This is a genomic window from Prauserella sp. PE36 (genome assembly GCF_003311655.1).
GTDB lineage: Bacteria > Actinomycetota > Actinomycetes > Mycobacteriales > Pseudonocardiaceae > Prauserella_A > Prauserella_A endophytica.
Map to the genome: position 1 here is coordinate 17,636 of NZ_QEQT01000065.1, position 26,465 is coordinate 44,100.

General features: G+C 69.0%; 30 protein-coding genes and 1 pseudogene. 15 read left to right on the plus strand and 16 right to left on the minus strand.

The window, feature by feature from the left end; translation table 11 throughout:
- The first annotated feature begins 175 nt into the window (after positions 1-175).
- Positions 176-1,078 carry a hypothetical protein gene (locus DI005_RS18065; RefSeq protein ID WP_233520183.1) on the plus strand — a complete coding sequence of 301 codons (903 nt, stop codon included), beginning with the start codon at positions 176-178 and terminating at the stop codon, positions 1,076-1,078.
- Positions 1,079-1,237: 159 nt separating this feature from the next.
- Positions 1,238-1,789, plus strand: a pseudogene (locus DI005_RS38605) (methyltransferase domain-containing protein).
- 134 nt (positions 1,790-1,923) lie between these two features.
- Here DI005_RS38605 and DI005_RS18075 read toward each other — a convergent pair.
- Genes DI005_RS18075 through DI005_RS18100 form a run of 8 tightly spaced genes read right to left on the minus strand, consistent with a single transcriptional unit; the run spans position 1,924 to position 5,281 of the window.
- On the minus strand, positions 1,924-2,529 hold the full coding sequence (locus DI005_RS18075) for a copper resistance CopC family protein (protein WP_113642910.1): 606 nt from the start codon (positions 2,527-2,529) through the stop codon (positions 1,924-1,926).
- Complete coding sequence (locus tag DI005_RS18080) at positions 2,526-2,957, minus strand: chromate resistance protein ChrB domain-containing protein (RefSeq protein ID WP_113642911.1); 432 nt, start codon at positions 2,955-2,957, stop codon at positions 2,526-2,528. The genes DI005_RS18075 and DI005_RS18080 overlap by 4 nt, the downstream gene beginning before the upstream one ends.
- The gene (locus DI005_RS18085) at positions 2,954-3,499 is read right to left on the minus strand and encodes a Chromate resistance protein ChrB (RefSeq protein ID WP_233520184.1); all 546 of its coding nucleotides are present in this window, start codon (positions 3,497-3,499) and stop codon (positions 2,954-2,956) included. The genes DI005_RS18080 and DI005_RS18085 overlap by 4 nt, the downstream gene beginning before the upstream one ends.
- The gene (locus DI005_RS18090; RefSeq protein WP_091679556.1) at positions 3,496-3,708 is read right to left on the minus strand and encodes a DUF378 domain-containing protein; all 213 of its coding nucleotides are present in this window, start codon (positions 3,706-3,708) and stop codon (positions 3,496-3,498) included. The genes DI005_RS18085 and DI005_RS18090 overlap by 4 nt, the downstream gene beginning before the upstream one ends.
- Positions 3,709-3,752: 44 nt before the next feature.
- Positions 3,753-3,911: a hypothetical protein gene (locus DI005_RS38230; protein ID WP_158559835.1), complete on the minus strand. Its 159-nt coding sequence runs from the start codon at positions 3,909-3,911 to the stop codon at positions 3,753-3,755.
- A 4-nt stretch (positions 3,912-3,915) separates the two neighbouring features.
- A complete protein-coding gene (locus tag DI005_RS38615) occupies positions 3,916-4,281 on the minus strand; it encodes a DUF1259 domain-containing protein (protein WP_233520191.1) in 366 nt (121 codons plus the stop codon).
- Entirely contained in the window at positions 4,176-4,889 is a 714-nt protein-coding gene (locus DI005_RS39000) for a DUF1259 domain-containing protein (protein WP_233520185.1), read from the minus strand. Before DI005_RS39000 ends, DI005_RS38615 begins: the two co-directional genes overlap by 106 nt.
- A gap of 59 nt (positions 4,890-4,948) precedes the next feature.
- Entirely contained in the window at positions 4,949-5,281 is a 333-nt protein-coding gene (locus DI005_RS18100; protein WP_113642912.1) for a PepSY domain-containing protein, read from the minus strand.
- Positions 5,282-5,469: 188 nt separating this feature from the next.
- On the opposite strand from DI005_RS18100, the gene DI005_RS18105 reads away from it, so the two are divergent.
- Genes DI005_RS18105 through DI005_RS18125 form a run of 3 tightly spaced genes read left to right on the plus strand, consistent with a single transcriptional unit; the run spans position 5,470 to position 9,607 of the window.
- Complete coding sequence (locus tag DI005_RS18105; RefSeq protein ID WP_199542961.1) at positions 5,470-6,174, plus strand: response regulator transcription factor; 705 nt, start codon at positions 5,470-5,472, stop codon at positions 6,172-6,174.
- Positions 6,171-7,568, plus strand: a complete 1,398-nt coding sequence (locus DI005_RS18110) for a cell wall metabolism sensor histidine kinase WalK (protein ID WP_091679549.1) — start codon at positions 6,171-6,173, stop codon at positions 7,566-7,568. The genes DI005_RS18105 and DI005_RS18110 overlap by 4 nt, the downstream gene beginning before the upstream one ends.
- On the plus strand, positions 7,565-9,607 hold the full coding sequence (locus DI005_RS18125; protein WP_091679546.1) for an ABC transporter permease: 2,043 nt from the start codon (positions 7,565-7,567) through the stop codon (positions 9,605-9,607). The genes DI005_RS18110 and DI005_RS18125 overlap by 4 nt, the downstream gene beginning before the upstream one ends.
- A gap of 120 nt (positions 9,608-9,727) precedes the next feature.
- Here DI005_RS18125 and DI005_RS18130 read toward each other — a convergent pair whose 3' ends face one another.
- Entirely contained in the window at positions 9,728-10,147 is a 420-nt protein-coding gene (locus tag DI005_RS18130) for a hypothetical protein (RefSeq protein ID WP_177242876.1), read from the minus strand.
- Positions 10,144-10,998 carry a hypothetical protein gene (locus DI005_RS38235; protein WP_113642913.1) on the minus strand — a complete coding sequence of 285 codons (855 nt, stop codon included), beginning with the start codon at positions 10,996-10,998 and terminating at the stop codon, positions 10,144-10,146. The genes DI005_RS18130 and DI005_RS38235 overlap by 4 nt, the downstream gene beginning before the upstream one ends.
- Here DI005_RS38235 and DI005_RS18140 point away from each other — a divergent pair.
- The 3 genes from DI005_RS18140 to DI005_RS18145 all read left to right on the plus strand — a co-directional run bounded on the left by DI005_RS18140 (position 10,997) and on the right by DI005_RS18145 (position 12,046).
- Positions 10,997-11,227 (plus strand): OST-HTH/LOTUS domain-containing protein, encoded by a 231-nt coding sequence (locus DI005_RS18140; protein ID WP_113642914.1) that lies wholly within the window; start codon positions 10,997-10,999, stop codon positions 11,225-11,227. The genes DI005_RS38235 and DI005_RS18140 overlap by 2 nt on opposite strands.
- Positions 11,228-11,319: 92 nt before the next feature.
- Complete coding sequence (locus DI005_RS39470; protein ID WP_255565718.1) at positions 11,320-11,442, plus strand: hypothetical protein; 123 nt, start codon at positions 11,320-11,322, stop codon at positions 11,440-11,442.
- Positions 11,443-11,602: 160 nt separating this feature from the next.
- Positions 11,603-12,046, plus strand: a complete 444-nt coding sequence (locus DI005_RS18145; RefSeq protein WP_342741757.1) for an ATP-binding protein — start codon at positions 11,603-11,605, stop codon at positions 12,044-12,046.
- An 885-nt stretch (positions 12,047-12,931) separates the two neighbouring features.
- Here the strand turns inward: DI005_RS18145 and DI005_RS18150 are convergent.
- From DI005_RS18150 to DI005_RS18165, 4 genes are all read right to left on the minus strand, one after another.
- Positions 12,932-13,207, minus strand: coding sequence for a hypothetical protein (locus DI005_RS18150; RefSeq protein ID WP_091680110.1), 276 nt, complete (start codon positions 13,205-13,207; stop codon positions 12,932-12,934).
- 13 nt (positions 13,208-13,220) lie between these two features.
- A complete protein-coding gene (locus tag DI005_RS18155; RefSeq protein ID WP_113642915.1) occupies positions 13,221-14,099 on the minus strand; it encodes an inositol monophosphatase family protein in 879 nt (292 codons plus the stop codon).
- A 62-nt stretch (positions 14,100-14,161) separates the two neighbouring features.
- Positions 14,162-14,608: an NUDIX domain-containing protein gene (locus DI005_RS18160; RefSeq protein ID WP_113642916.1), complete on the minus strand. Its 447-nt coding sequence runs from the start codon at positions 14,606-14,608 to the stop codon at positions 14,162-14,164.
- A gap of 90 nt (positions 14,609-14,698) precedes the next feature.
- Positions 14,699-15,184: a 6-carboxytetrahydropterin synthase gene (locus DI005_RS18165; RefSeq protein WP_091675155.1), complete on the minus strand. Its 486-nt coding sequence runs from the start codon at positions 15,182-15,184 to the stop codon at positions 14,699-14,701.
- Between the two features lie 440 nt (positions 15,185-15,624).
- Between DI005_RS18165 and DI005_RS39005 the strand changes: the two genes are divergently transcribed.
- Positions 15,625-16,905, plus strand: a complete 1,281-nt coding sequence (locus tag DI005_RS39005) for a helix-turn-helix transcriptional regulator (protein ID WP_091675156.1) — start codon at positions 15,625-15,627, stop codon at positions 16,903-16,905.
- A gap of 15 nt (positions 16,906-16,920) precedes the next feature.
- Here DI005_RS39005 and DI005_RS18175 read toward each other — a convergent pair whose 3' ends face one another.
- Entirely contained in the window at positions 16,921-17,565 is a 645-nt protein-coding gene (locus DI005_RS18175) for an HAD family hydrolase (protein ID WP_091675157.1), read from the minus strand.
- 172 nt (positions 17,566-17,737) lie between these two features.
- Between DI005_RS18175 and DI005_RS18180 the strand changes: the two genes are divergently transcribed.
- Positions 17,738-18,601: a hypothetical protein gene (locus DI005_RS18180; RefSeq protein WP_091675158.1), complete on the plus strand. Its 864-nt coding sequence runs from the start codon at positions 17,738-17,740 to the stop codon at positions 18,599-18,601.
- A 76-nt stretch (positions 18,602-18,677) separates the two neighbouring features.
- Here DI005_RS18180 and DI005_RS18185 read toward each other — a convergent pair whose 3' ends face one another.
- Positions 18,678-19,274 carry a hypothetical protein gene (locus DI005_RS18185; RefSeq protein ID WP_091675159.1) on the minus strand — a complete coding sequence of 199 codons (597 nt, stop codon included), beginning with the start codon at positions 19,272-19,274 and terminating at the stop codon, positions 18,678-18,680.
- Positions 19,275-19,351: 77 nt separating this feature from the next.
- Here DI005_RS18185 and DI005_RS18190 point away from each other — a divergent pair, with 77 nt between their 5' ends.
- From DI005_RS18190 to DI005_RS18205, 5 genes are read left to right on the plus strand one after another with little or no spacing between them, the layout of a single operon-like run.
- Positions 19,352-20,638, plus strand: a complete 1,287-nt coding sequence (locus tag DI005_RS18190) for a site-specific integrase (RefSeq protein WP_199542952.1) — start codon at positions 19,352-19,354, stop codon at positions 20,636-20,638.
- Positions 20,635-20,943, plus strand: coding sequence for a hypothetical protein (locus tag DI005_RS38625; protein WP_199542954.1), 309 nt, complete (start codon positions 20,635-20,637; stop codon positions 20,941-20,943). The genes DI005_RS18190 and DI005_RS38625 overlap by 4 nt, the downstream gene beginning before the upstream one ends.
- An 8-nt stretch (positions 20,944-20,951) precedes the next feature.
- Positions 20,952-22,730, plus strand: coding sequence for a hypothetical protein (locus DI005_RS18195; protein WP_143101884.1), 1,779 nt, complete (start codon positions 20,952-20,954; stop codon positions 22,728-22,730).
- Complete coding sequence (locus tag DI005_RS18200; protein WP_091675161.1) at positions 22,727-23,986, plus strand: hypothetical protein; 1,260 nt, start codon at positions 22,727-22,729, stop codon at positions 23,984-23,986. Before DI005_RS18195 ends, DI005_RS18200 begins: the two co-directional genes overlap by 4 nt.
- A 46-nt stretch (positions 23,987-24,032) precedes the next feature.
- A complete protein-coding gene (locus DI005_RS18205) occupies positions 24,033-26,351 on the plus strand; it encodes a site-specific integrase (protein WP_091675162.1) in 2,319 nt (772 codons plus the stop codon).
- Positions 26,352-26,465 lie beyond the last annotated feature (114 nt).

Sequence of the window (26,465 nt, forward strand, 5' to 3'; positions counted from 1 at the left end):
AACCCGCCCGGCCTGCCTCCCGCTGGCCCGGCGGGTGGCCGAGCTGTGCGACCGAGCACGCCAAGTCGAGCACAGCGGCGAGCTCGCCGAAGCCGCCGCCGTGCACAACAACGCGGCGCTCATCGCCTCCGACTGCGGCCTGCCCGAACTGGCCCGGCGGTGGTGCCACCAGCAGGTGAACATCTACCTGCGCGCCCGCCCCTTGGGCGCGCAGGTAGCCCGCCTCGCTCTCGAACCGATCACCAACCTCGCCCGCCTCTACATCCGCGAGGGTCAGGGCGAGCGCGCCTTCGCGCTGATCGACACCCTGTTCACCGCGGTCTCCGCCCGAACTGACGCCATCGTCGACGGCATCGAGATCCCGGCCGACCTCACCGACTCCGCCGAGACGCACCAGCACATCCGCAGCTGGCTGTGGGCAGTCCTGCTGGCCACCGGTGGCCGCGCTCTGGCCGCAGCCGGCCGCTGGGCGGAGGCACGCGCCCGGCTCGACGCGTACAAGGGCGTCGGGCGACGGATGCTTGACGGTCGCCAGATCGCGGTCATCGCCCACGCCGTATCCGGGGACACCGACAGCGCCCTCACCCTCTTGGCCGACACAACACCAGGAGACCCTTGGGAGAACGCCGTGACCGCCTGCCTGACCATCCAGTGCCACGGCGCCTCGGGCGTCGCCGATCTGCCCACGCTCCTGAACCAGTACCACCGACTCGACACCTCCGCGCCCGGCTTGGCGGTCTTCCACACACGGCTCGGGTTGTCCTTCATCGACGCCATCGGCACCGTTGACGATCCACCCGTGCACCAGATCGCCGTTGATCTGATCGACTACGCCGCCGCGACACGAGACGGATACGTCGCTCGCGATGTACTCGCCCACAATGGTTGCCGCGAGCTGCTCACCGACTCCCAAGCGCGCGAGTTGTCCGATTCGGTCGAAGCGTGCGCGCTCGGCAGCGGCACGCTCCCGGCCACACTGCTGGCAGACCTCACGACAGCACTAGCCTGCGCCGAAGAGGCCATGGCACGCAGCGTGAAGACGATGTCCTGCAACGTCAACGCTCCAGCGAACCCGTAGCGCGGGTCCTAGTGAAGCCGTTGCACCACAACGGGTTTGCTTCCTCGGCCCGAGAAACAGCCCGTGTCGATCACTAACGATGCCCGCCAACCCGACGATCGTTGATACGAAGGAACGATGCACACCACCACTACTTCGCCGGAAGCGCTACGTGCGGCAATGGTCGAGAGGATCCAGAAGGCCGGGCACGCAAAGCACAGCGACGTCGAGCGGGTTTTGCGCGACACACCGCGGCACGAGTTCGTGCCGGACGCCGACCTGGCGGTCGCTTACGACCCGTGGCAGGCGGTGGTCACCCACCGGTTCGAGGACGGCCGGTCGTTGTCCTGCGCGTCGGCACCTTGGCTAGTAGCCGCGATGCTCGACCAACTCGACGTCCAGCCGGGCAACCGCATCCTGGAGATCGGAGCGGGGACCGGTTACAACGCCAGCCTGCTCGCCCAGTTGACCGGCCGCGCGGACCTGGTGACCACCATCGACGTCGACCCGGACGTGACCGCGAAAGCCTCACAAGCGCTGGCCGCCGCCGGCTAGGGCGACGTGCACGTGATCACTGGCGACGGCGGGCTCGGCTACCCCGACCACGCCCCGTACGACCGCATGATCGCCACGGTCTCACCGTGGGACATCCCCGCCCAGTGGTGGAAGCAGCTCGCACCTGGAGGACGGCTGGTCGCCCCGTTGCGGTTCCCTGTCAAGTCAGCTTGTTGAGCTTCTCACGGCCAGGCTGGCGGTGAGTCGATGGCTCTGGTGTTGTTGGAATCTGACACCGCATTGGCTTTCGCGCTGGTAGGCCAGGACTACGGGAGCTATGCCGACCGAACGTCTCGTGACAGCGGTTGTCGTCATGTCCGGTCTGGCCGCTGCGCACGTGATGCACGGACGCGTCGACGGCGACGCATGGTGAGCAGAGTTAGTCCTGCCAGGAGGCTGAGTGCGATCGTGGCGGCCAGCGGCGTGGTGATCGTGGACTGGTTGGTGGCTGGTGGCGCTGTCGGCGGTACTGAGTGGGGGGTGGTGGCTGGTGTGGTGGCAGTGTTTTCGGGGGTCGTGGTGACGCCGGGGGTGATGGTGAAGCTGTGTGATCCGCTGGCCTGGTGGCCGTCGAGGTCGATGACCTGCCAGGTGACGCGGTAGGTGCCCGGCTGGGTGAGTGTGTGCAGTGGCTGGGAGATCATGTCGTGCTTGACGATGGCGTTGTCGCGGGCGACGTCGTGGCCGTTGGGGCCGGTGACCCGGATGCTGAACGTGTTGATCAGTCGGTCGAAGGTCAGGTACACCCAGTCGACCGGTTCGGTGAGGACGGCATTCGCTGGTGGGGTGGCTTCTTCCAGCAAGGGCACCGCTGATGAGGGGGTCGCTGTCGCGGGGTGATCGGTGCCGAGCAGGCTTGCACAGAGCAGGGCGGCCAGGATGCCGAGGGTGGCGCGGCGGATGTTCCCTGCGGTCATGCGGGTTCGCGGCCGAGCATCTGAGCGCGGTGGTAGTACTCGTAGAGGCCGTCGAAGATGGGTTTGGTGATGGTGAGGGTGTGCTGGTCGTCGCCGATCATGGATAGGCCGCGGAGGATGGCGTCGAGGCCGGGGGCTTCGGGGGCGTCGTAGCGTTCGTCGTCGAGGTCGGCTTCGTGGATGATTTCGGCGATGCGCCAGAGCACGGGGTCGGTGAGGTCGTGGCGGCGCAGGATGGTTTCGAAGCTGCAGTCGTCGCCGTGGTGGCCGAGGTCGACGCCGCGCATGTCGAACGGGGTGGCGTCTGCTGGGACGTCGGCGGGGTCGGTGACGAACACGAAGGCGGCGTCCGGGTCGATGCATCGGCGGATGAGCCAGGCGCAGGCGGCGCGGTCGATGTGGATGTGTTCGCGGGTGGCCCACTTCATGCGGTCTCCTCGGTGTGGAGGTCGGGGTGCAGGGCGTCCACAGCGGCCTGCGCAGTGTCGCGTTCGGGTGGGGGGAAGTAGTCGCGGCGGTGGATACGCCGCAGCTCGGCGCGCAGGGTGCGCAGGGCGCGGCGGCGCTCGGCCTCGCGCAGCGAGCGAGCCTGTTCGGCTTCGGTGAGCACAGCGCGGTACTCGGCGGCGCGGGCGGCGGCCATGGTCTGGGCCAGGCCGCGTTCCTGTCCCAGACTGGTTGGTTGGGCCAGCCACACGTCGGCGGTGCCGCCGGCGGCGAGGATCTCCTCGGCGATCCAGTCGAGGTGTTCGCGGGTGCGGGCGTCGGCGGGCAGCGCGACCAGCCCGTCGCCGAGTTGGGCGACACCGAGGCGTTTGAGTTTGCGCCAGACCGTGATCCGCGGGGTAGACGGCTCGCGGGGCATGCGGTAGGACAGCAACACCCACTGCCCTGCCCGCTGCCCGGCCCGCTTCTGCGCTGCCGATCCCGTCGATAGTCGCTCGTGCGCTGGATCGGTGGAGTTGCTCACTGATGTGTTCGGTCTCCGACGACGACGCGGCCGATCCAGTACAGGCCCGCGAGTCCGATCAGCACGAACACGATGTCGTCGAGCGGATCGGCGATGGGTTCCAGTGCCCGATCCAGCACGTTGATGTCGGTGACGAACGCCGCCCAGGCGAACGCGCCGATCAGCAGTAGCACGAAAGCGATCCAGTCCAAAACGGTGCGTGGCCGCATCCTGTGTTCCTTCCCGTTGGTGTGCCTGTTGTCATGGTGAGGGTTCACCCGGCGGGCTTGATCTTGGTGGGCGTCGGTCGCGCGCCGCAGCGGGCGACCAGGTCGCGAAGGTTCATCGTGTCGTTGTGGCCCTGCCAGGGCACGGCCGTCCCGTGCTGCGGACGATACGAGCCCGTCGGGTAGCGGGGGACGGCCGCTGCCATCGTGTCAGCTTGGGGGTTGCAGGTTGGTGGCGTCCAGCGCGGGGCGGAGGGCTTTGGCGAGGGTGACGCCGTCGTCGACGGCCCAGAAGTGCATGTAGAACAGGCGGGGTTGTTCGGTGAGGCTGTGGTTGTGCACTTCGACCAGGTTGATCCCGCCTTTACGCAGCGCCTGGATCACCTTCTGGACCTCGGGTGCGGTCATCACGAAGTCACCGTTGATCGCGGCCCGTCCGCCGCCGAGTGGCTGGAAGTTGATCGCGGTGGTCACCCCGAACGTGGGCGGGAGGACATGCCCGTCGTCGGTGATGGTCTCCTTGCGGGCGATGCTGAACTTGTAGATGCCGCCGTCGGCGGTGCCCTTGCGGCCCAGGGCCTGGTCGAGCCGGCGGTGTCCAGGTCGATCGGCGGCTGCGGACCGGGTGGCGCAGGGGCTGGGATGGCGGTGGCGTCCAGTGCGGCTTTCACGCCTTTGGTGAGTGCGGCGGGGTCGTTGCTCATGGCGTGGATGTGGGTCCACCAGACCGGCGGTGTTTGCTGCAGCAGGTGTTTGTGCAGCGCGGTCTGCGCGATGCCGTGGGATTGGAGTGCGTCGGTGACCTTGGGCAGTTCGGCCTCGGTGACCACCAGGTCGCCCATGAGCATGACGCCGTCGCGGTACTTCGCGAAGGCGGCGTAGCCGCCCAGCGACAGCCCGGGTTTGATCTCGACGCCGCCGGAGGTGACCTGCAGGTCGGTGCGGGGCAGGCCGATGCGGTAGACGGTGTTGTTGTCGCCGAACTTCCCGGTGCGGCCCAGGGTGTCGGTGACCGGCTTCCAGTCCGCCTCGGTGGTGGGGATCGGCTGGTGGCGCCGATGCTCGGCGTCGGCAGCGGTGTCGCTGGCGGGGGTGGTGTCGGTGCCACAGCCGGCGAGCGGGACCAGCAGCAGCGCGGCCAGCGGCAACACCACGCGGGCCGCGCGGGCGGGGGTGAACGGCATGTCCTTGCCCTCCTCGAACTCGATCGTGGTCGGTGTAGATCGTGGTCGGTGGTACGCGGTCAGCCCTCGTCACCGTCGGCGTCGTGGTCCTGGCCGGGAGCCTCGGTGCCCACGACGTGGAAGGTGCTGTCGAGGTGGACCTCGACGGTGGAGCCGTCGGGCTTGGTGACGGTGACGCCGTAGGCGGCGGCACCCTCGTCGGTCTCGGTCTCGACAGCGCCGGCCTTCCCGCCGGGCACCGTCTGCACGGCCGCGGCTCGTGCCTGGTCGGCCGCGGGGCCGCTGACCTCGTCGCCGTCGCCGGACATCGCGGAGGCCAGGCCCACGCCCCCACCAGTGAGGACGAGCACTCCGGCGGCGATCCCGATCCCGATCTTCGTCTTGCGGTTCATGCCTTCTCCATTCTCCACGCTCCTGTAACCGTGGTTGCATGAGGTGGTTGCATGGGTATGGGTAGTCGGTGGAGATGAAGCCGTGATGAAGACACGACGGCGGTCACCCGGATGTGGTGGCACCGTGCCCGTGAAGGGGCGCCTGTGCAGGGTGCTCGGGGGTGGCGCCTGAAGAGAGGTGATGGATGGTGCGGGTACTGGTGGTGGAGGACGAGCCGAAGATGGCGGGCCTGCTGCGCCGTGGCCTGGTCGAGGAGGGCTACGCCGTGGATGTCGCCGCGGACGGGGCCGACGGGTTCGGGGCGGCGGTCAGCCGCGACTACGACGCGGTGGTGCTGGACGTGATGCTGCCCCGGCTGTCGGGGTTTGAGGTGTGCCGGCGACTGCGCCGCCAGCAGGTGTGGGTGCCGGTGCTGATGCTCACTGCCCGTGACGCGGTGACCGATCGGATCAGCGGCCTGGACGGCGGCGCGGACGACTATCTGACCAAGCCGTTTCACCTGGCGGAGCTGTTTGCTCGGTTGCGGGCGTTGACCCGCCGCGGCCCGGTCGCCCGCCCCACCGTGCTGGCGGCGAGGGATCTGCGGATCGACCCGGCCAGCCGGCGGTGCTGGCGCGGCGAGACCGAGATCGCGGTGACGGCCAAGGAGTACGCGCTGCTGGAGATGTTTCTGCGCCAGCCCGGCGTGGTGCTCACCCGCGAGCTGCTGCTGGAGCACTGCTGGGACTTCGCCTACGAGTCGCGCTCCAACGTCGTCGAGGTGCACATCCGCGCGCTGCGGGACAAGATCGACCGGCCGTTCGCGGTGGTCTCGCTGGAGACCGTGCGCGGCGCCGGGTACCGGCTCCGCCCGGATGGCGGGCGACCACGGGTCGAGGTGGGGGCGCGATGATCCGGCGGTGGCCGATCCGGATCCGGCTCACCGCCGCGTTCACGGTGATGATGGCGCTGGTGCTGTGTGGGGTCGGGATCGTGACCGTGACGCACACCCGCGAATCGCTCGACGCCTCGATCAGCGAATCGTTGGAGCACCGGCTGCGCGACCTCCAACCGATCGCCACCACCGCCGCACCAGTGCTGTCCAGCGGCGGCCGGGACACCGGCGAGCAGGTCCTCGACGACGCAGGCCAGATCATCGCCAGCTCCCCGGACGTGGCCGACCAGCCCCTGCTGACTCCAGCGGAGCTGGCGACCGCGCGGCGCGGCGAGCTCGTGGTCGATCACGCCACCGCCGGACAGCTGGACGGGCCGGTGCGTATCGCCGCCGCCCCCACCGGTGCGGACGGCCGGATCGCCGTGGCCGCGGTGACCCTCGCCGACCGCGACGCCGCGGTGGCCGACCTACGCCAAGAACTGGCGGTCGGCCTGCCGCTGGCGCTGCTCGCCGCCGCGGTCGGGGCCTACCTGCTGGCCGCCGCCGCACTGCGCCCGGTGGAACGGATGCGCGCCCGCGCCGCCACCATCACCGCCGCACACCCCACGCAGCGTCTACCCGTGCCGTCGGCTCGCGACGAAATCTCCCGGCTGGGCACCACGTTCAACGATCTGCTCGACCGCCTGCACGCCGCTGTCGAGCGGGAACGGCAGTTCGTCGCCGACGCCAGCCACGAGCTCCGCACCCCGCTCAGCCTGCTGACCACCGAACTCGAACTCGCGGCGCGCCGACCCCGCACCACACGGGAACTGACCGCCGCGCTGGGCTCGGCATTGGAGGAAACCGAACGACTGTCCCGCCTGGCCCAGGACCTCCTCCTGCTCGCCCGCACCGACCAGGCCGGTCCGCCGGCCCGGCCCGGCGAGCCCACCCTGGTGCGGCCCGTGCTGGAGTCAGTGATCGCCCGCTACCGCAGCACCCTCGACGAGCACCAAGTGCTCCTGGACTGCGCACCGGAGCTCACGGTGCGCGCCGATCCCGGCGATCTCGACCGGGCGGTGAGCAACCTGATCGACAACGCCGTCCGGCACGGGCAGCCACCCGTCATCATCACGGCCAGCCCGCCCGACACCGAGCTTGGGGTGAGCATCCGGGTGCGTGACCACGGCTCCGGCATCGCCCCCGAGTTCCTGCCGCACGCGTTCGACCGCTTCACCCGCGCCGACGACGCCCGCACCGGCGGCGGCACCGGACTGGGCCTGGCCCTGGTCGCCGCGCTGGCCCGCCGCAACGGCGGTGCCGCGACTGCCGCCAACCATCCCGACGGCGGCACCACCGTCATCCTCACCCTCCCCGCCGCCAACCGTCCCGACGCCACCGTTCCGGACGCCCCGGCCGCCGCAACCGGATGAGCACCGTGCCCGGTTTTCTGCTGGACCGGGTCACGGTGACCCGCGGCCCAACCCGACTGCTCGACGGAGTCTGCGCCCGTCTCCCGGCCGGAGCGTGCACGGCGGTGGTCGGTCCCAGCGGCGCCGGCAAGTCCACCCTGCTGCGCCTGCTCAACCGGCTGGAGGACCCCAGCACCGGCCAGATCCTGCTCAACGGCACCCCGCTCACCGAGCTCGATGTGCTGGCACTGCGGCGCCGGGTCGGCCTGGTCGCGCAACAGCCCGGTGCTGCTCACCACCACCACCAACGCTCCGCGCTGCTGCCCGCGATCGACTCCACCAAGGTCGTCGGCCTGATCAGCCTGCCCGGCGCTATGACCGGACTCATCCTCGCCGGCGTCGACCCGCTCACCGCCATCCGCTACCAGATCTGGTCATGTACATGCTGCTCGCCGCCACCGCCCTCGCCGCACTCACCACCGCCCGACTCGCCGAACACGCCCTGTTCGACCACGCCCACCGCCTCATCTCACTCCCCGAACCCCACTAACCGAGCACACCCACCGCCGCACTTACGTGGAATGCGAGCAGGTCACGGCCGTAGGTGTGCGGCGGTGAGTGACACTCCCCACAGCCAATTGCAACCGTGGTTACATAGCACGGTGGAGAAGAACGAGGAACGACACCCACCATCGTCGGAGCCTGCGAGCCTGGACGTGATCCCACTGCGTACCGCGACCTGGGCGTGGTTTCTGATCTCGCTGCAGACCTTCGGCGGCCCCGCCGGCCAGATCGCCGTCATGCAACGCACCCTGGTCGAGGAGAAACGCTGGATCGGCCACCAACGCTTCCTGCACGCACTGAACTACTGCATGCTGCTACCCGGCCCGGAGGCCCAACAACTGGCGATCTATGTGGGATGGCTGCTCAACGGCCGCCGCGGCGGGATCATCGCCGGCACCCTATTCGTCCTGCCCGGCATGCTCGCCCTGCTCGCCCTATCGGCCATCTACGTCGCGTTCGGCGACACCACTCTGGTGACCGCGATCTTCGCCGGGCTCGCCCCCGCCGTGGTCGCGATCGTCGCTCAAGCCGTCGCCCGTGTCGGCAAACGCGCCCTGCACCACCCGGCGCTCGTGGCGATCGCCGCCGCCGGGTTCATCGCGCTGGCGGTGTTCGCGGTCCCATTCCCGATCGTCATCGCCGCCGCAGCGGCCATCGGCTGGGCACTTGGCCGGTTCGCGCCCAGCACGATCAAACCCCCGCCCACCAACGGCGCCGCCGACGGACCAGCACCGTTGATCGCCGATGACACCTTGCACCACGAACCGCCCTCGGCGCGGCGCGGCCTGACCGTGCTCGGTGTCGGTCTGCTGCTCTGGGCCGCCCCGATCGCCGCCGTGGCGGTGTTCACCGGCGTGGGCAGCACGCTCACCACGCAGGGGCTGTTCTTCTCCGGCACCGCCGTGGTCACCTTCGGCGGCGCCTACGCCGTGCTCGCTTTCGTCGCCCAGCGCGCGGTCGAGGTCTACGGCTGGCTCTCCGCCCAAGACATGGTGCGCGGACTCGCGCTCGCCGAGTCCACCCCCGGCCCGCTGATCATGGTCGTGCAGTTCGTGGCCTTCCTCGGCGCCTACCACCACCCCGGTGGCCTCGACCCATGGGTGGCCGGGGTGCTCGGGGCGCTGCTGACCACCTGGGTCACCTTCGTGCCCTGCTTCCTGTTCATCCTGCTCGGCGCCCCCTACGTCGAACGCCTCCGCCACAACCGCGCCATCTCCACCGCGCTGACCGGCATCACCGCCGCTGTCGTCGGAGTGATCGCCAACCTCGCCCTCTACTTCGCCCTCCACACCCTCTTCACCACCAGCGAGGCCCACCGATTCGGCCCGCTACAGCTGAACCTGCCCGAACTTGCCAGCTTCCGTTCCGTGCCCGCCGCGATCACCGCGATCGCCTTCGTCCTGGTGTTCGCGCTCCGCTGGCCGATGCTGCGCACCCTGGCCGTCTGCGCCGGCCTCGGCGCCACCGCCGCACTGCTCGGGCTTCCCCTCACCTGAATCGAGCCCACATGCCCATCGATCGTCGAAGCGCCCGCAGCGTACGGGTCTACGACGGCCGGACCAGCTGTTGTCACGTCGCAAGCCGCGCCGGCCGTGGCTTGCGTTTCAGTGCGTCACCTATCCCGTCGTGGTTGGGCGTCGGGGCCGGAGCGGTACAACGGCCGGCTCGTCCTGCGTGTTGGCCTCACGAAGCTGCTGGTTTTCCAGTGTGAGCACGTTGATGGCGCGAACCAGCGAGGACACGTCCTCGCGGAACTGCTCAAGCTCGGTGTTCTTGTTGGCGATCGTGTTCTTGAGCCGGACGATGGTCTGGCGCAGCCGGTCTTCAACCTCGGAGGGGCCGCCGTTCTCGCGGACCCGCGTGTAGAACTCGGCCCTGAGATCGGTGTGACGTTGGGTGAGCGCGTTGCGGGGAACACCGGCCTCCTGGGCGAGAGCGACGATCGTCAGGGCACCATTGGAGTTCTCCGCTTTACCGCCAAGGATGCGGTCCATTGCGGCGCGGATCCGGTCGCGTTCGTCGGGTGAGGGGCTCATTCGGCGGGGTTCTCCGCCATCATGCGGGTCCGGTCGTGCGTGGCCGCGTAGTCGCGGAGCCTTCTGGCGTTGGCCCGCAGGCGTTCGGCGACGGGATGCGGTGCGAGGGCGGCGCGCTTGTCCAGGGCGTCGGCTCGGCGGCGGAGCTGGATGGCGTGTTGGTCGGTGCGGACGATGTTGCCGCAACCGGGGACGCAGCGGTCCAGGCTGGGGGTGTCCTTGACACCATCCTTGACACCGTCGCGGTGACCCTTGCGATGGCACAGTGCCTGTTCGCGTTTGTAGTGGCAGAGCAGGAGGGCGTGCGGGTTGTCGTAGATGATGGCGTCCTCGTTGGTCAGCAGGCGCCGGGCGGTGCGGGCGGTGATTACGGTGCCGACGAAGCGCGGTGCCGTCGCGGCGGCCGTGATGGCGCGTCGGGCGGCGGGACCGGAGACCCCACCACCGCTGTCCAGATCGTCGTGCAGATCGGCGACGGTGTCGGCGACCGCGCGGACGGTCTCCATGTCCAGCAGTTCGTGGATGCCGCCGCGTCCGCGCGAGGCGTAGGCGCCGGAGACGGCGGTGCGCAGGTGGCCGTACTGGATGGCCAGGGCGACCAGGCCGTTCGGGCGGCGAGCGACGTGCCAGGCCAGCGACCGGCGGAACCGGGCGGTGCCGATCTTGCCGTGCGGGTCGGCGGGAATCGCCTCGCCCGGCAGGTGATGGGTGAGGGCCTCGGTGTTCGCCCAGGCCACGAAGTCCTCGATCCGGTGCCGGATGGCCGCAGGTTTCAGCGACCCGGTGCCGGGCCGGTGGTAGCGCAGATCATGGGCACGGCCGTCGAACAGCAGGCTTCCGTCGGGGACCATGCGTTCCAGGACACGGATCGCGTTGACCACGGGCGTGATCGCGACCCAGGGCACATCGCGTTCCACGCCGCTGGACTGGTGGTTGCCGTCCGCGTCCCTGGACCCGGCGTTCGACGAGCGCAACTACGGCTGTCGCAGCTTCCGCGACTTCCTGGCCCGCGTGGCGCACCGAGTCACCGTGGTGGGCGCCTCGGGGGGCGACATCACCTTGGCGCTCACAAGCCCCTGACCTGGTAGACCAGCCCGACCAGCTCTGAACCCGCGCCGACTAAGACGCCGATCCGTCAGGGCGCGAGGTCGTCGAGGCCGAATTGCTGTGCTGTGGAACAGGAGAACACCGATCTGGCGGCGTTTCGCACCCTGGCGCTGTCGCGGCTGGCCGCCCAGCACCAGGAGATCGCCCGGCTTCGGGCCGCCGCGACCGGCCCCGAGCAATCTCCGTGAGCTGTTCGCCGCTCGTCGGGCGCAGCACGAGTCGTGACCGTCTCCATAGTGTCCGACTGCCTACCGGCCACCCACGCTTAGACCCACGTGGGAGGGGGTACCAGCGAGCGGCGTGCGCCTTGAGCAGACAGGGCGCACGTTGCCTGCGGAGGAGATGCCGATGAGTGTCGAGGACGCCCCCGAACCGCTGACCCTGGACCTGCCCGGCTCCGTCGAGGTGCCGCTGCTGGTGCAGGTTCGGCAATGGGCCGGCTCAGCGTTGAACGACCTCGCGGAAGATCATCTGAATGCGGTGTTGCTGGTGTGCACCGAACTGCTCACCAACGCCTACGACCATGCCGACGGTTCCAGCCAGCTACGGCTACGGCGCAACCGCGTGCCGTGCTGGGTGCTCATCGAAGTCGACGACGGCGTGGTCGAACACCAACCCGTTGTGGGCCGGTCACGGCTCGGGGACCTGCGGGGCCGTGGCCTGATCCTGGTGGACAAGCTCTCCGAGGACTGGGGTGTCCGCACGCACGAGGCTGGCAAGACCGTCTGGGCGAGGGTCTCGTGCGAGGACGTCAGCCGCGGGATCTCCCGCTGTCCCGAACCCTCCGAGTGACACGGGCGAATCCAGGGGGAACGTCGAAGCAAGGCCCATCGTCTCCAGCTTCCGCCGAACTGCATCGGAAGCAATGAGCCGCAGCGCTCGGCCGTCGGCAACACAGCGGCGCACCAGCTGCAAGAACGGCCCGACGGCTTCCATCGTGAAGTAGTTCACCGCGGACAGGTCGACGACGGCCACGCCATCCGGCGGCATATTCAAAACCGATGTGACCAGGGTTTGGGCGCTCTGGGCGTCGGCCAGTGCCCCGTCGGCACGGACAGTGAAGGATTCTGCACTCATCTCGGGCTCTGGGGAGTCCATCGAGACGGCTGCCTCCGGCGGATCGATCGTGTCCAACGTGCCCGTTCCCTTCACCAGGCTCTCCCTGACCCTTCGGGTGCGAACGCACAGGTCACGAGACCACGTAGCCGCGTCGATCGTACTGCTGTGCGCAACTCGGCAGCCCTCCCACCTGCGGATCACCCCGTGAGTGATCAAACCGCAGGACATGCCGGAGACCATTCTTCAGCTCCTGAACCAGCCACGACCGGCCAGCACTCAACGCGATTTGCGACACAGGCAACGGCCTCGAAACGAGACAAGAGAAGGCTGTGTCGCCTGAACAGGACACGAACTCAATCCGACACAGCCAATGCGGCGAGAAACTGCCTGTCTCTTCGGGCGGGCCCGAGATCGTCGGGATCAGCGGGCTGCTTCCGCCGACGATACGCATCATGAACTCGTGGTAATGGGGAGGCTGGAGCACCTGCTCGCACATCTGAATGCGTAGGTCGGCAGTTCAGAGGGATGCGGCGCGAACCACGCCCCACGTGGGTGGAGATGGTCACCTCACGGCTCGGACGTGCGGCGCGGTCGGCGTTCATGTAGAGCCCGTTTTGGTCAGATGCGGCGCAGCGCCTCAAGGACGCGGTCCAGAAGCGCAAGATGCTCGTCGTCGGAGCGCTGTCCTTGCGCCGCGGCCCGAAGCGCCGCGGCGCGCTCCTGGTTGACGTCCAGTGGCTGAGCCAGAAGCCCCGCTGCGGGGAGGTCTCCCAGACTGGGTAGGTATTGCGTCAGCTCGCTGTGGTCGACGTTAAGTGTGGGAGTGTCGGCGGCTTGGGCCGGTACGGACGGCGGCACTTCGGACGAGCGGCGCTGAGTCGGCAGGATCACCACGGCGTACTCCCTTTCACGGCAGCACTTCCGTTCCGAGAGGAGCGGCCCGGTGACCGAAGTCGTCGGGTTCGTTGTCGTCGGGCCAGAAGCGGCTACCGCGCAGCACCCGTAGGAGCGGCAACACCTCGTCCCGTAGCCCTGGCGTCATCGCGATCGCGCAGCGCGACCTGGTCGAGTGCGGACTGCCGTCGGCGTCGAGCACGAGGGCACCGGCCTCGCGGGCGATAACGGCGCCGGACGCGGTGTCCCAGGTGTGGTTGCCGAGCAGTACGCAGGCGTCGAGGGTGCCGTCGGCGACCCAGACCAGGTCCAGCGCGGAGGAGCCGTACCGGCGCAGCCCTTGTGCTCGGGCGGTGAGTTCGCGGTCTACAGCGGCGCACAACACGTCGCGCAAACCTTCGTCGGCACCGCTGCCGTAGTCGCTGAACCCGACCAGGGCCTTGTTGAGGCCGTCGGTGGTGGAGGCGCTGATCGGGTCGCCGTCGCGGTAGGCGCCGTGGCCGTGGGCCGCCCAGTAGCGGTGGCCGAGGAAAGGCAGCGCGGTGACGCCGAGGACCGGCTGGTCGCGGTGGACCAAGCCGAGCGCGATAGCGCACAGCGGGTTGCCGTGCTGGTGGTTGATCGTGCCGTCAATAGGGTCGAGCACCCAGTACGTGTCCGAGTTGCCGACCGCTCCGGTCTCTTCCCCCACGAACCCGGTCTCGGCATGGCCGCAGGCGCTCAGTCGTTGCCGCACAAGGTGTTCGACGGTCTCGTCCACTTCGGAGACCGGATTGCGGTCTCCCTTGTACCGGATGTTGCGTGGAGGGTGGCTGAGCACGTGCTCGACCGCGAGGTCGATCGCGGCGTGGGCCGCCGGCAGGGCGGCGGTGAGGTCAAGTGCCGACGACATGGTTCCTTCGGGGTTGCTTCTTGGCGGGCATGGCGCCGCATGAACGAGCGGTGGACCTCCGGTTAGGACCGGGCAGGCCACCACGGCTGCTCGCGGGTCGGTCCGCCGTTGCGCAACCGATCCGCGAGGGTCGTCGGCCGCAGGTCCAGGTGGTCGAGTTCGGTATCGGTGGCCCAGCGCGCCTCGCCGTGGTCAACCCGGACCGCACTGGGGTCGATGAGAGTCACGTCGAACAGCAGGGCCAGCTCGAAGACGGTGGGTTGCGTGCCTGGGTGCTGGTTGCGCAGTTCCACGGCGGCGCAGAAGTCCAGGTGGGCCGCGTGGGCGTCGACCTGTTCCCGAAGGATGCGCCGCAGGGCGTCCTCGACAGCTTCACCGGCTCGTACGAAGCCGCCCGGCAGCCGGTACGTGATCGCGTCCGAGTCGCGGACGACTAGAAGTCGCTCGTCGTGTCCGACAAGGCCGTACACCGCGACGAGCGGGCCGAGGGCGGGCGAGGTGGTAGTCATGGTGCTTCTCACGATCGACGGACGGGGCAATATCGAAGGGGCACGTCAGGGTCGGGCCTGCCCGTGCTCGGCGGCCAGTGCCTGGAGTGCTCATCGCGGCACCGAGGGCTCGTAGGCGGCGGTGTTGAGCCGGGTCTCGTGAACCAGGACCCGCTCGACCCTCGCGCCGTCGGCGCGAGGAAGCCCGGCCAAAACGCTCTCGGCGACCCGACCCAGCAAAACCGCGACGGCCTCCACGGTGGGCCACGCCAGCCCGTGGCCGAACTGCTCGGCAACGTCCGCCGGGCGCTCGACCCCGAAGCAGAACACCCGGCTGCCCTCCGCGATCAGCGGCTCGATCAGTCGGTCGCGCGCGCCGAGCATCGTCGCGTGGTCGAGGTGTTCGTCGATCCACCGCCGAAGCCCGACCTTGAGCGCGCCGAACTCCACCACGGTCACCTCGGGACTCAGTTCCGGGGCGCTCACCGTCACTGCGACCGACCAGGAGTGGCCGTGCAGGCTCACGCACTTGCCGCCCAGGTGCGGCAGTCTGTGTCCGGACTCGAACGAATGCTCGACGGTGATCTTGTGCGGCATCAGCGGACCAGCGTGCTCGGCCGGTCGATCGACAGGGGCGAGTGCGGCAGCATCACCTCGTGCATCTGCACTGAACCAAGCTCACTTCCGCGAAGTCAGGCGACCGGGATCGAGTACGGCCTGCGGTGACCGGTCGGGGGTCGGCCACCGCAGGCCCGAGGCCAGTCAACGGCGTCGCCCACCGCGATCACCAGAGCGATCGTGCGGCGGCTGCGAGGCGTCCACGGGGCGGCACCCGGCCCGATCAGGGTTTTTCCTGGCGGGAGATCGGCTGTGTCACCCAAACGAGTGCGGGGAGCGGGTGTTCGGCGTCCGGCCGTCTGTGGTTGGTGGTCGGAGGCCGGGCGACGGTGAGGCACTCATGGGGCGACACCGGCCGTACGCTGCGGAAACGGGCGAGTACTGTGCGCTATGGAGGGACCGGAAGAAGGGGACGCGCGATGGCGGCACGGCCACTCACTCCGCTGGCCGCTGCTCGCGAAGCCGCCAGCTACACCCAGGAAAGCCTCGCCGTCACGCTGAAGGTCGAGCGCACCACCATCGGCCGATGGGAACGCGGCGTCCAGTCGCCCCAGCCGTGGCAGCGGCCCGGCCTCGCGCGCGCCCTGCAGGTCTCTCTCGAAGAGTTGGACGACCTGCTGCGCCGCACCGCCCGACGCTCCAACAAGCCCACCTCAGCTGCGGTCCTGGCCTCGGCACCGATCGGCGTCGAGCTGGTCCCGCCGGCACCACCGACCAGCGACAGCCACCAGCGCGAACCCGTCGCCGAGGTCGACGTCATCCACGCCGCGATCCCACGCCTGCGCCGCGCCCTCGACCGACTGGACCTGCCCGACGACGGGTACACCAGGACCCCGGCTGGCCTACACGGCGACATCTCCCGCGCCAGCGACGACCGGCTGCAGTCCCGCTACGGCAACCTCGCCCGTCGCCTGCCCGACCTCATCGCCGAACTCGCCCGCGCCGGCCAGCTCGGCGACGTCGCCGGTCGCCGCCACGCCGCAGCCCTGCTCACCCTGGCGCTGCGTGCCGCCGACGGGGTGGCCTTCAAGTTCGGCTACCTGGACCTGTCCGCGCGGCTGATCGACCTGATGCGCTCGGCCGCCCAGCTCGCCGAGGACCCACTGCTGCTGGCCACGGTGGCGTACGTGCGCACCGAGACCTTCTTCGCCAACGGCGACCTGGACACCGCCGCCCGAGCCCTCGAACTCGCCGCCGACCACGTACCCGACCTCGACACCGCCTCGGCCTCGGCCGCCTTCGGCGCCCTGCACATGCGCGCCGCGGTCGTCGCGGGCCGGGCTGGCAAGCCCGATCGCGCCGCCGACCACCTGCGCGAAGCCCGCCGCGCCGCAACCGCCGTCCCCGAAGGCGTCTACCAGGGCACCGCGTTCGGGCCGGCCTCCCTATGCATCCACGAACTCGCCGTCGCCGTCGAACTGCGCGATCCTCTGGGCATCGAACGGGCGGCGGCGTGGCACCCGCCCGACAACCTGCCCGCCGAACGTCGCTCCCACTACTTCATCGACCTCGCCCGCGCCCAGCTCACGCTCGGCCGTCACGAGGACGCCTACCTGTGCCTGCAAGCCGCCCGCCAGGCCGCGCCCGAGCACACCCGCACCCATCCCCAGGTCCGCCATTCGCTGTCGACCTTGCTGCGTACTCACAGCGCCCCGAGCACGGGACTGCTCGACCTCGCCGCCTGGGCTCGTGCTCGTTGATGCCCGGCCGGACGTTTAGTGCGGCGCCAGCAGATTGGGCAGGTCGTGCAGGGAGTCGATCACCCAATCGGCGTCGCGACGCACCACCGGGTCGTCAGCCCAGAGGTAGCCCCACGGGCCACGCCTGATCAACGCCGTGCGGAACCCCGCCGCCTTCGCCGCCACCACGTCGTTGTCCCGGTGGTCACCCACGTACACCGTCTCGCCGGGTCCGTCGGGCACCATCTCCGCGACGCGCGCGAAGAACTCGAGCGAGGGCTTGGCGACACCCCACTCGCCCGACGTCGCGATCTGGTCCACCGGCAGGCCCAGCGCACGCAGCAGCTCGGCAGCGCGGGAGGTCTGGTTCCCGGCCACCCCCACCCACAAGCCGAGCTCCCGCAGCCGCGCCAAGCCGGGCCGGACGTCGGGGTAAAGGTCGTTGTCCTCGATGTGCTCACCCAGTCCGGCCTCTTCCCGTAGCCGCCGTTCGCGGGCAAGGTCGAATCCCGGCTTGAAGTACTGGAACGTCTCGGCGTTGTCCCGGCCGGCAGCGGTGACCGCACCCAGCACGGTCGAGAAGGTATGACGTGGCACGCCGATCCAGTCGGCCCACGCACCCCACTCGCGCGAGTCGTCCAGCAACGTCTCGCCCACGTCGAACACCACCGCGGTCACCATGCTCCTACTCCTACGTCACCCACGATCACCCCGCCACAGAGGGTCTTGCGGCCCGCACCGCCCCGCTGACCTCGCCGCCGCGGAAGCCGGTCGAGGCGCCGCGTGGTCTGCCGCCACACCGGCCACGCAGCCTGCACCGACGTGGGCAGATCGGGGCTGCCATCCTGAACCGATGAGCACCTCCGGTCCGGGCCGCGGTCGTGACGACTTGGGACGCGCGCTGTTGGCCCAGCACCCTCGTGGCGAGCAATGGCGACAGCTCGACGTGACCATCGCCAACCTGACCTTCGAGCAGATCACTCGCATGGGCTCGCTCGGCGAGGAGCGCGCCTCCGATCGCCAGGCCGTTCGGGACAGGATCATCAACCGGATCTCCGACCCCGAGCTGGCCGGACGGCTTGCCTCACGGTGGATCCGATGGAAGGACACCTTCGGCCTGCCGATGCCCGCCGAACTCGACGACCCGATCGCCGTGCTGCAGCACCCCTACCTGCTGGCCCGGCAGGCTTCACCGGACCACTCCGGCTGGCACAAGGTGGTCCTGCCCGTGTTCGACGCCGGACTGGCGATCGCAGCGGCAGGCCACGACGACACGGGAAGCGCCGACTACGAATTGCTCATCGCTCCGTGGCGGCAGACCTGTCTGCCCTCGCGACACACCGCGACTGACGCCTACGGCCCGCACACCCAAGCCGCGCTGCGAGTCCTGCGCCATGCCGAAGCCACGCCGGCAGGGGTTGTGCGCCGGATGGGTCGAGTGTGCGCGGAAATCGACGAGCAACGCTGGCAAGCAGCGTGTGACACGGTCACCGAGGCGTCGATCGCGTGGGGGTTCCCGCTCCGGGCGCGCTCGCTGTACTGGGAGACCGTTCCAGCCGCCGAGGACGCCGTCGGCGAGTCACCCACAGACACGGCGGTCGTCAACGCACTATGGGGCGCGGCGATCTCGCAGGCGTTCGCCGGACGACTCGACTCCGACACCAGCGCGCTGTTGGCCAGCGCCTGGAGGACGGCGGGACTTCCACTCCCCGGATGACCCACCTCGCCGCGCTCCACGGCAACGGTCAGGCCGCGCCTCTGCCTGACACCGAGGTCGCAGACCGGCGACGAGATCATCCGGCCGGGTCGTAGGTGAGGACGAACCTGCTGTGGGTCTTGTCGATGGCAGGGCCCGCCAGTTCGCTGTCCGGGGTACCAGCCGGGTAGACGATGAGCGATGGCGTGTGCTGGTTCCGCTCGGGCGCCCAGGATCGGATCTCGTCGCAGAGGTACTCGGTCAGCTCGTCGGCGGCCGGGCCGTGACCGATCGCGCCCAACTCCCACCGCACCTCGTCGTCGGATTCCAGGCGGCGGGCGGTGAGGTACACCAGCGTGTCGCCCTCGACCAGCGCCATGCGCCACCACCCTGCGACCGGATCGCACACCTCGGGCGGGACGTCGGCGTGGACCTTGATCCGGCACACGCGCGGGTCGGTCACGGTCAGGCGGAGCCAGATCCCGTCATGCGACTCGTTCCTGCCGATCGTGGTCCCGGACCAGGCCGTGACACGCGGCTGGTCGAGCACCCCGCGCAGCGCTTCGGGGTCCACGGCCTGATCGCGGTCCCAGTGGAGCGACACCAGCTCGTCGGCGGTGATCGAGCCGCTGAGTTCGCCCTCACCGTCACCGACCAGGTACACGAAGCCGCACAGGTAGAGCGAATCGGACACCAGGCGGCCATCGGTGTAGGTGAAGGCGACGCTGCGTCCCTGGCCGCGCCATCGCAGTTCCCTATTGAATGTGGGTGTTGATCCACTTCGAGAGGGACGGTGGCGTGGCGGGCTGGCGGGTGTTCTGGGTGCCGCAGGATGCGCTGCGTGGCGGGGTGCGACGACAGGCGCTGGCGGGCTGGGCGGATCTGGCGGCGCGCGAAGACGAGGCGGGCGTACGGGCGGGGGATCCGATCTTCTTGTCGCCGGAGTATCGCGTGGATCCGCTGTTGAGTTTGTACGGGCGGTCGAAGCGGTTCCGCGAGTACACGACGGAGACGCGGCGGAACTACGCCACGGACATCGGCTTGTTTCTGACGTTCTTGTCCGTTCGCGGTCGGGTGTGGACTGCGGCGAGCGAGAGGGATGTGGAGGATTACGAGCATTGGCGCCGGTTCGCGGAGCGGAATCCTGCGCGGGTCGGGGGTTCGAAGTGGGATCGCGAGTTGGCGGCGTTCGCGAGCTTGTACCGGTGGGCGGTCAACAACCGTCACGTGCGGCGCAGCCCGCTGGCGATGAAGCAGGTGGTGGGTCGTGAGGGTGCGGTGTTGACGGTGCCGGCGGCCAGGGCGAAGGACGCGCGGCCGAGCAATGTGCACTGGCTGACGCCGCGGACGTGGCGGCGGTGGATCGAGGTCGGGCTGCGTGGGCATTCCCGTGACGGAGTTCCGGAACATGGCTGGGTGGGTCGGCTGGAAGACCGCAACGTGGCGTTCGTGCGGCTATTGGTCACCTCGGGGCTGCGGCGGGCGGAGGGCGGGTCGTTGCTGACGTTTGAGGTGCCAGCGCGGCAGGTGGAGGGTGCCCGCTATTACCGCGGCAAGGTCGCTGCCGAGGTGACGCGGTCGAAGAAGGCGCGCACGTTCTACGTCGCCGCAGACGCGGTCGGGGAGATCGAGGCGTATGTGGAGTCTTCGCGGGCGTGGGCGGTGCGCCGAGCGCAGAAGAAGGGGCGCTACGACCGGCTGCCGGGCAGGCGGGTGGTTGTCGAGGTGACCAGGGGCCGCAAGCCGACGGTGCGCTGGCGTGACGAGGCCGGCGTCACTGGTGAGCGAGGGTTGGATGATCTGACGGTGCGGGAGCGGATGACGCTGTTCGCTGAGGGGCCGCGGGGGTTGGAGCCGTTGTGGTTGTGGCTCAATGAGCAGGGCCTGCCGTTTCAGGTGCATTCCTGGGAGGGGTGTTCACCGCCGCGAACGGGCGCTGCGAGCGGGTGCTGTCCCCGCCGAACCGGATGGGCCTCGATCCGCATCAGGTGTTCGCTCCGTACGCGACGCCGCACTCGGCGCGGCACTCGTTCGCGCTGTTCATGTTGGTGGTGTTGAACACCCTGATGGATCTGAAGTACGGGTTGAGTCCGGAGGAGCGGCGGGATTTCCGGCAGCTGTACGGGGATCCGTGGTTCATGGTGCAGTGCTTGTTGGGGCATTCCTCGCGGGAGACCACTGTGGACCGGTATCTGGCGCCCGTGGCGGACCTGCAGTTGCGGTCGATGCTGGCCGGCGCGGCTGAGTCGGCGGCGGCACCGATGCCCGAACTGGACGTGGTGTTCGCGCGGATCGCGCGGGAATCGGAGGGCATCCAGGACCTTGATGACTGTATGCGGCCTGCGGGCGGTGGGATCGCGTGAGTCACAGCATGAGTCGTCGAGGGCGCCGGGCGTCCCTGCCGTCGGCCGGCCATGCCCGCCCGGAGTATGTCGCGGCGGATGGGCTGGTCGTGCACCACTACAACAGCGCTGGCCGGGTCCAGGAGTACGACTTCGCTGCACTGCCGGTCGCCGAGCCGCTGCAGCGCTCGCTGGCCGCGCTGTTCGCTGCCCGCTGCACACCGCACCATTGGACTGTGCACGCCAGTTCCACGATGTATTGGCGGCAGCTGGAGACGTTCACGATCTTCCTGTCTCAGCAGGCGCGGCCACCGCGTGACGTGGACGAGCTGACCGCGAGTCTGATCGAACGCTGGCGGGAGAGCGTGCTGGCCACTGCGGGTGGCTACACCACGTTCACTGCGGTCACCAGCCTGCTGCGCGGCGACCCCCGGCTGCAGACCGGGCCGATCGCGGACACGCTGGCCCGGCGCGCCCAGCGACCCCGCAGTGGGATCCAGTCCTACAGCGAGGCCGAGTTCGACCGGGTCAAGCTCGCCGCTCGGCGCATGTTCCGTGCGGCGTTGCTGCGGATCGAGCACAACGCCGCCCACCTGCAGCGCTGGCAGGCGGGCGAGTTCACCGAGGGCAGCCGCGACTGGGTGCTCGGCGAAGCCTTGGACGTCCTCGCCCGCACCGGCGACCTCATCCACTATCCCGGCCGCCGCGCGAGAGGCGGGCGGGGCATCGTCTACAAGTACCGGAAGGCGTTCGGGGGCATGGCCGCGGCGGTGACGTGGCAGCGGCTGTTTCTGTCCCGTATGGAGGCCACCGCGCTCGGGGTGCTGCTGCTGGCGGAGTTCGGTTGGAACCTCTCGGTGATCGACCGAGCCGCGATACCCCGAGCGTTACCCGACCCTGGCGAGGATGGCCGGCCGACGTACCGCATCCCGATCGAGAAACGGCGCCGTGGTGCGGGCCGCTTCTACGAGACCCGCAACGTCACCGATGATGGTGCCGCCTCGCCGGGCCGGCTGATCACGCAGGCGCTGGCGGCTACTCGGTTTGCTCGTGCCGTCGTCGCGGACCGCGCCCCGGATGTCGATCTGCTGGTCGTCTGGCGCACGCACGTCGTCGGCCGGGAACGCGCCGACGGGGACCGGCAGCCACCGGTCGGTCCGTTCCATTTCGGGGTTCATCGCGACGCCGGTGCACGGTGGGCACGCACGGTGGGGTTGCGCGGGTCGCCGTTTCAGCGGGGACGGCAGACGGTGAACGCGCTCAATCGCCGCGAGCCGGGCCAGAACAGCCAGGACACGCACGACCGGCACTACGTGCTGGTCGACAAGCGGGTGCAGTCCGAGGCTGTCGCGATCATCGCGGCCGGTGCGGACGAGGCGACCGCGCACGCGCGTCGAGCGGTGCTGGTGGCTGAACTCCGGGACGCGCCGGACCCCGGCGATGTAGAGACCGCGACGGCGGACTGCGCCAACATCGAGCACAGCCCCTACCCGGCAGCTGGCGGTGGTTCTGGTGGTGGTTCTGGTGATCGATGTGGGGCGTCGTTCCTGATGTGCCTGGGTTGCGTGAACGCCCGGATCCATCCCGGCCACCACGGTCGGCTCGCCCACTTGCACCACGCGGTGAGCCACCTGCGCTCCGTGCAGGCGCCGACGGTGTGGGACGCGGACTGGGGCGAGACCCACGCCCGTTTGGACGACCTGAAGACCAAGCTCGGCGCCACCGTGTGGACACGAGCGAAAGCCCAGGTCACCGACACTGACCGGGAACTGATCGACCTCATGCTGACCGGAGACCTCGACACGTGACCGCCGCCCTGGACCTCAGCCGCCACTACCGTTATCTCCTGCCGCTGCCGGAACCTGGCACTGCGGTGGTCCTGCCGCCGTTCGTCGTGGCGATGCACGCCCATCTCAACGCCCGCTATGCCGACGCCGCCTGGCCGCTTGGCCCGCTGACGGCCAACCCCAGCGCGTACCGGAGGGTGATCTACTGGCGCAACTGTCCGGCGGTGTTCGCCGACGAACTGCGGCTGGCCTCTTGGACGATGATCAACGGCCGCTTGCGGCCCACGTTCCTGCGGGCTCGCGGCGCCCGGCTGCGTTCCCGCCTCAGCGCCGCACAGATACACGAGACGATCTCGGCCTGGATACGCCTGGCGAACTGGCTAGAGGCTCACGGCATCCGGCGTCTCGCCGACTGCACCACCAGTGTCCTGCACTCCTACGGGCAACATCTCCTGAGCTGCCACACCAACCGCAACCACACGCACAAGACGTTGGGCGCAGTGACCCGGCTGTGGGCGTTCGATCAGCTGTGCGCCCGGCCTGCCGGGATCGGGCGGCCTCCGTGGGACGAACGCGGAGCTGATGACTACCTCCCCGCCGCCACGATCACCGGTGGGGAGAACGAGACCGAGCCATTGGCCGAACAAACGATAGGCCCGCTGCTGATCTGGGCGATGCGCATGATCGACGACCTGGCCGAGGACATCCTCGCCGCCTGGGTCGAGACGCAGCGGCTGACTGAGGTCGCCCGCACCACGACCGGGACACCGCACGGGAAAGCCGCGTTGGAGGCGTTCCTCGCCCCGCTGCTGGCCGCCGGATCGCCGTTGCCAGCCAGCCGGATCCGGGGCGAGGTTTGTCTCGCCGCGACCTACCTCAGCGGCATCACCGGAGCCTCACGCGCCCAGATCGACAAGCTGAACCAGCGCGAGGGCCTCGCGGCCGTCGCCGCGCAGCGGCCAGGGCCGTGCCCGTTGGACGTCCCGATAACCGGCCGGATCGCCGGGTTGCCGTGGCGGCAGGCTCTGGACTTCGCCGAGACACCAGTGCTGATGCGGCACCTCGGCACAGCGGCCTTCATCGTCTGCGCCTACTTGACAGGGATGCGCACCGGTGAGGTTCTGGGCATGAGAACCGGTTGCTGCCCCGACCCAGAACCCGTCACGGACAAGAACGCGGACAGGAACAACGCCGACGGGAACGCCGGCAGGCACTTGATCCGGACGCACGAGTACAAGAACGCCATCGACGAAAGGGCATTTTCTTGCGCGTCATGACGATCTCGTCGCGCGCTGCGCCCACGGGGTCGGACCGATCGACGCCGTGCCCGCCGACCGCGTGGTGGCCACCCTGTCGGGCGTGCCGGGCTGGTCCGACGCGAGCGCCAAGGAGCAGGCCGCCCGCCAACGCGGAACCAGCCGGGTGCTTCAGTGGTTGCTGACCTATCCCGGAGACGGCTGGCAGGATCGATGGCTGGCCGCGAACGCCGACGCCGGAACAGAGTGGTTCGACACCCTGGTCGCCGCCGACCACAGGGCACCGCTGACCGCGCGCAACGAGGTCACTCGCGGCGTGAACTGGCTGCTGCTGAGCCGGGCGATCCTGCCCAGCTACCGGTTCCTGGCCCAGTATCACAGCCAGACGCTGTTGGACCGTGTGCAGGAGATCCGCCGACCCGACCTGTTCGCGCAGGCCCGGAAGAGCACCACTACCTACCCTCATCTGACCGGTCGACGGTTGGTCGCGGGGCTGAGGGTGCTGTGCAAGATCGTGCTGCACACCGGCCGCGATCTGGACCAACTCGGCGCCGACGACGTCTTCGAGTACCGCGCCTGGTTCATGCGAAACACCGGTCGTTTTGCCGGCGGCACTCACGAGGCATGGGACCTGTTGCGTGCCCTCGATATCCTGCGCACGGACTTGTCCCTGCGGGACACCCTCCGCACGGGCCAACGCAGCCCGGCCGAGCTCGTCGACCGCTACCCGATTGCGTGCCGCCCGGTCCGAGATGTCCTCGTGCGGTACCTGGACGAGCGCAGCGCCGGCCTGGACCACAAGAGCTTGATCACCTTGTCCTACTACCTCGCCGCTGTCTTCTGGGCGGACGTCGAGCAGCATCATCCCGGTATCGACACGCTGCGCTTGCCGCCGGAGGTGGCCGAAGCCTGGCGCGGCCGAGTGCGTTTCTGCGTCACACGCCGTGGCCATCAACGACCTCGCCGGGACCACCTGGGCGTCATGACCCGAGTCCGGACGCTCTACCTCGACATCCAGGAATGGGCGACCGAGGACCCCGCGGCTTGGGCCGCTTGGGCCGCGCCCAGCCCGGTCCGCGCGAGCGACCTCAAAGGCATGGGCAAGGCCCAGAAGAAAACGACGGCCGCGATGCACCAGCGTGTGCGGGAACGACTCCCTCAACTGCCGATGCTGGTCGACTACGCCGAACGCCACCACAAGGACCAAGCAGACCTGCTGGATGTAGCGCGGGCGACCCCGGTGGGCGAGACGTTCGTCCGCAACGGGGTTCGTTACCGCCGGGTCGCCTACAAGACGACGAGCCCCACGAATAGCGACGTCGGATCATCGACGTTGCCGGTGGAGAATACCGCCACGGGCGAACGAATCGACGTGCTGCGCGGCGAGGACGAAGCGTTCTGGGCGTGGGGAATCATCGAAACATTGCGCCATACCGGAGTTCGGCTGGAAGAGTTGCTGGAGGTGACACACCTGGCGTTGGTGTCGTACCGGCTTCCGGACACCGGCGAAGTCGTACCTCTGCTTCAGATCGTCCCCTCGAAGTCCAACGAGGAAAGACTACTGTTGGTCAGCCCCGAACTCGCCAGCGTTCTGGCTACGATCGTGACCAGGCTCCGCGCGCATAATGGCAACACCATACCGCTGGTGGCCCGATACGACCCGCACGAACGGACCATCGGTCCACCATTGCCACACTTGTTCCAGCGCACCCTCGCCGGGAAGTCGAAAGTCATCAGCACCGGCACGGTCTACAAGTTGCTCGCGGACACGCTTACCCGAAGCGGGATCTGCGACGCCGCCGGACAGTCGATGAACTTCAGCCCACATGATTTCCGGAGATTGTTCACCACTGACGCCGTCACCGGCGGCCTTCCCGTCCATATCGTGGCACGCCTATTGGGGCACAAAAACATCAACACGACCCAAGCATATCTCGCCGTCTTCCAGGAAGAACTCGTCAAGACCTATCGCAGCTTCCTGGCCAACAGGCGAGCGCTCCGACCCCACGAAGAATACAGGGAGCCGACGGACGAGGAATGGACAGAATTCCAGCGACACTTCCAACTGCGTAAACTAGAGCTTGGTGAATGTGGACGCCCGTATGGAAGCAGCTGTCAGCACGAGCATTCTTGTATTCGCTGCCCGATGCTTCGGGTCGACCCCAGACAACGCGGCAGGCTCGTCGAGATAATTCATAACCTCAAAGAGCGCATCGCCGAAGCCACGATGAATCGGTGGCTGGGCGAAGCCCAGGGACTTCAGGTCAGCCTCGCCGAGGCGACGAAGAAGCTCGTCAGCCTTGACCGCAGGCTCGAACGCAACCGCGCCGGACACGGCAAGGACACCGTCGGTTTGGGGATGCCGGTGATCGGCATACCTTGCTGACCGTGCTGCTCGGCCGGTAGCGCGCGTGATGTACGAGCGCTACCGGCGACGACAACCTCGTTGAACGCGCCACGCAAGGGCATCGGCGAGTCGGTGGCCCGAGGCAGTGCCGAA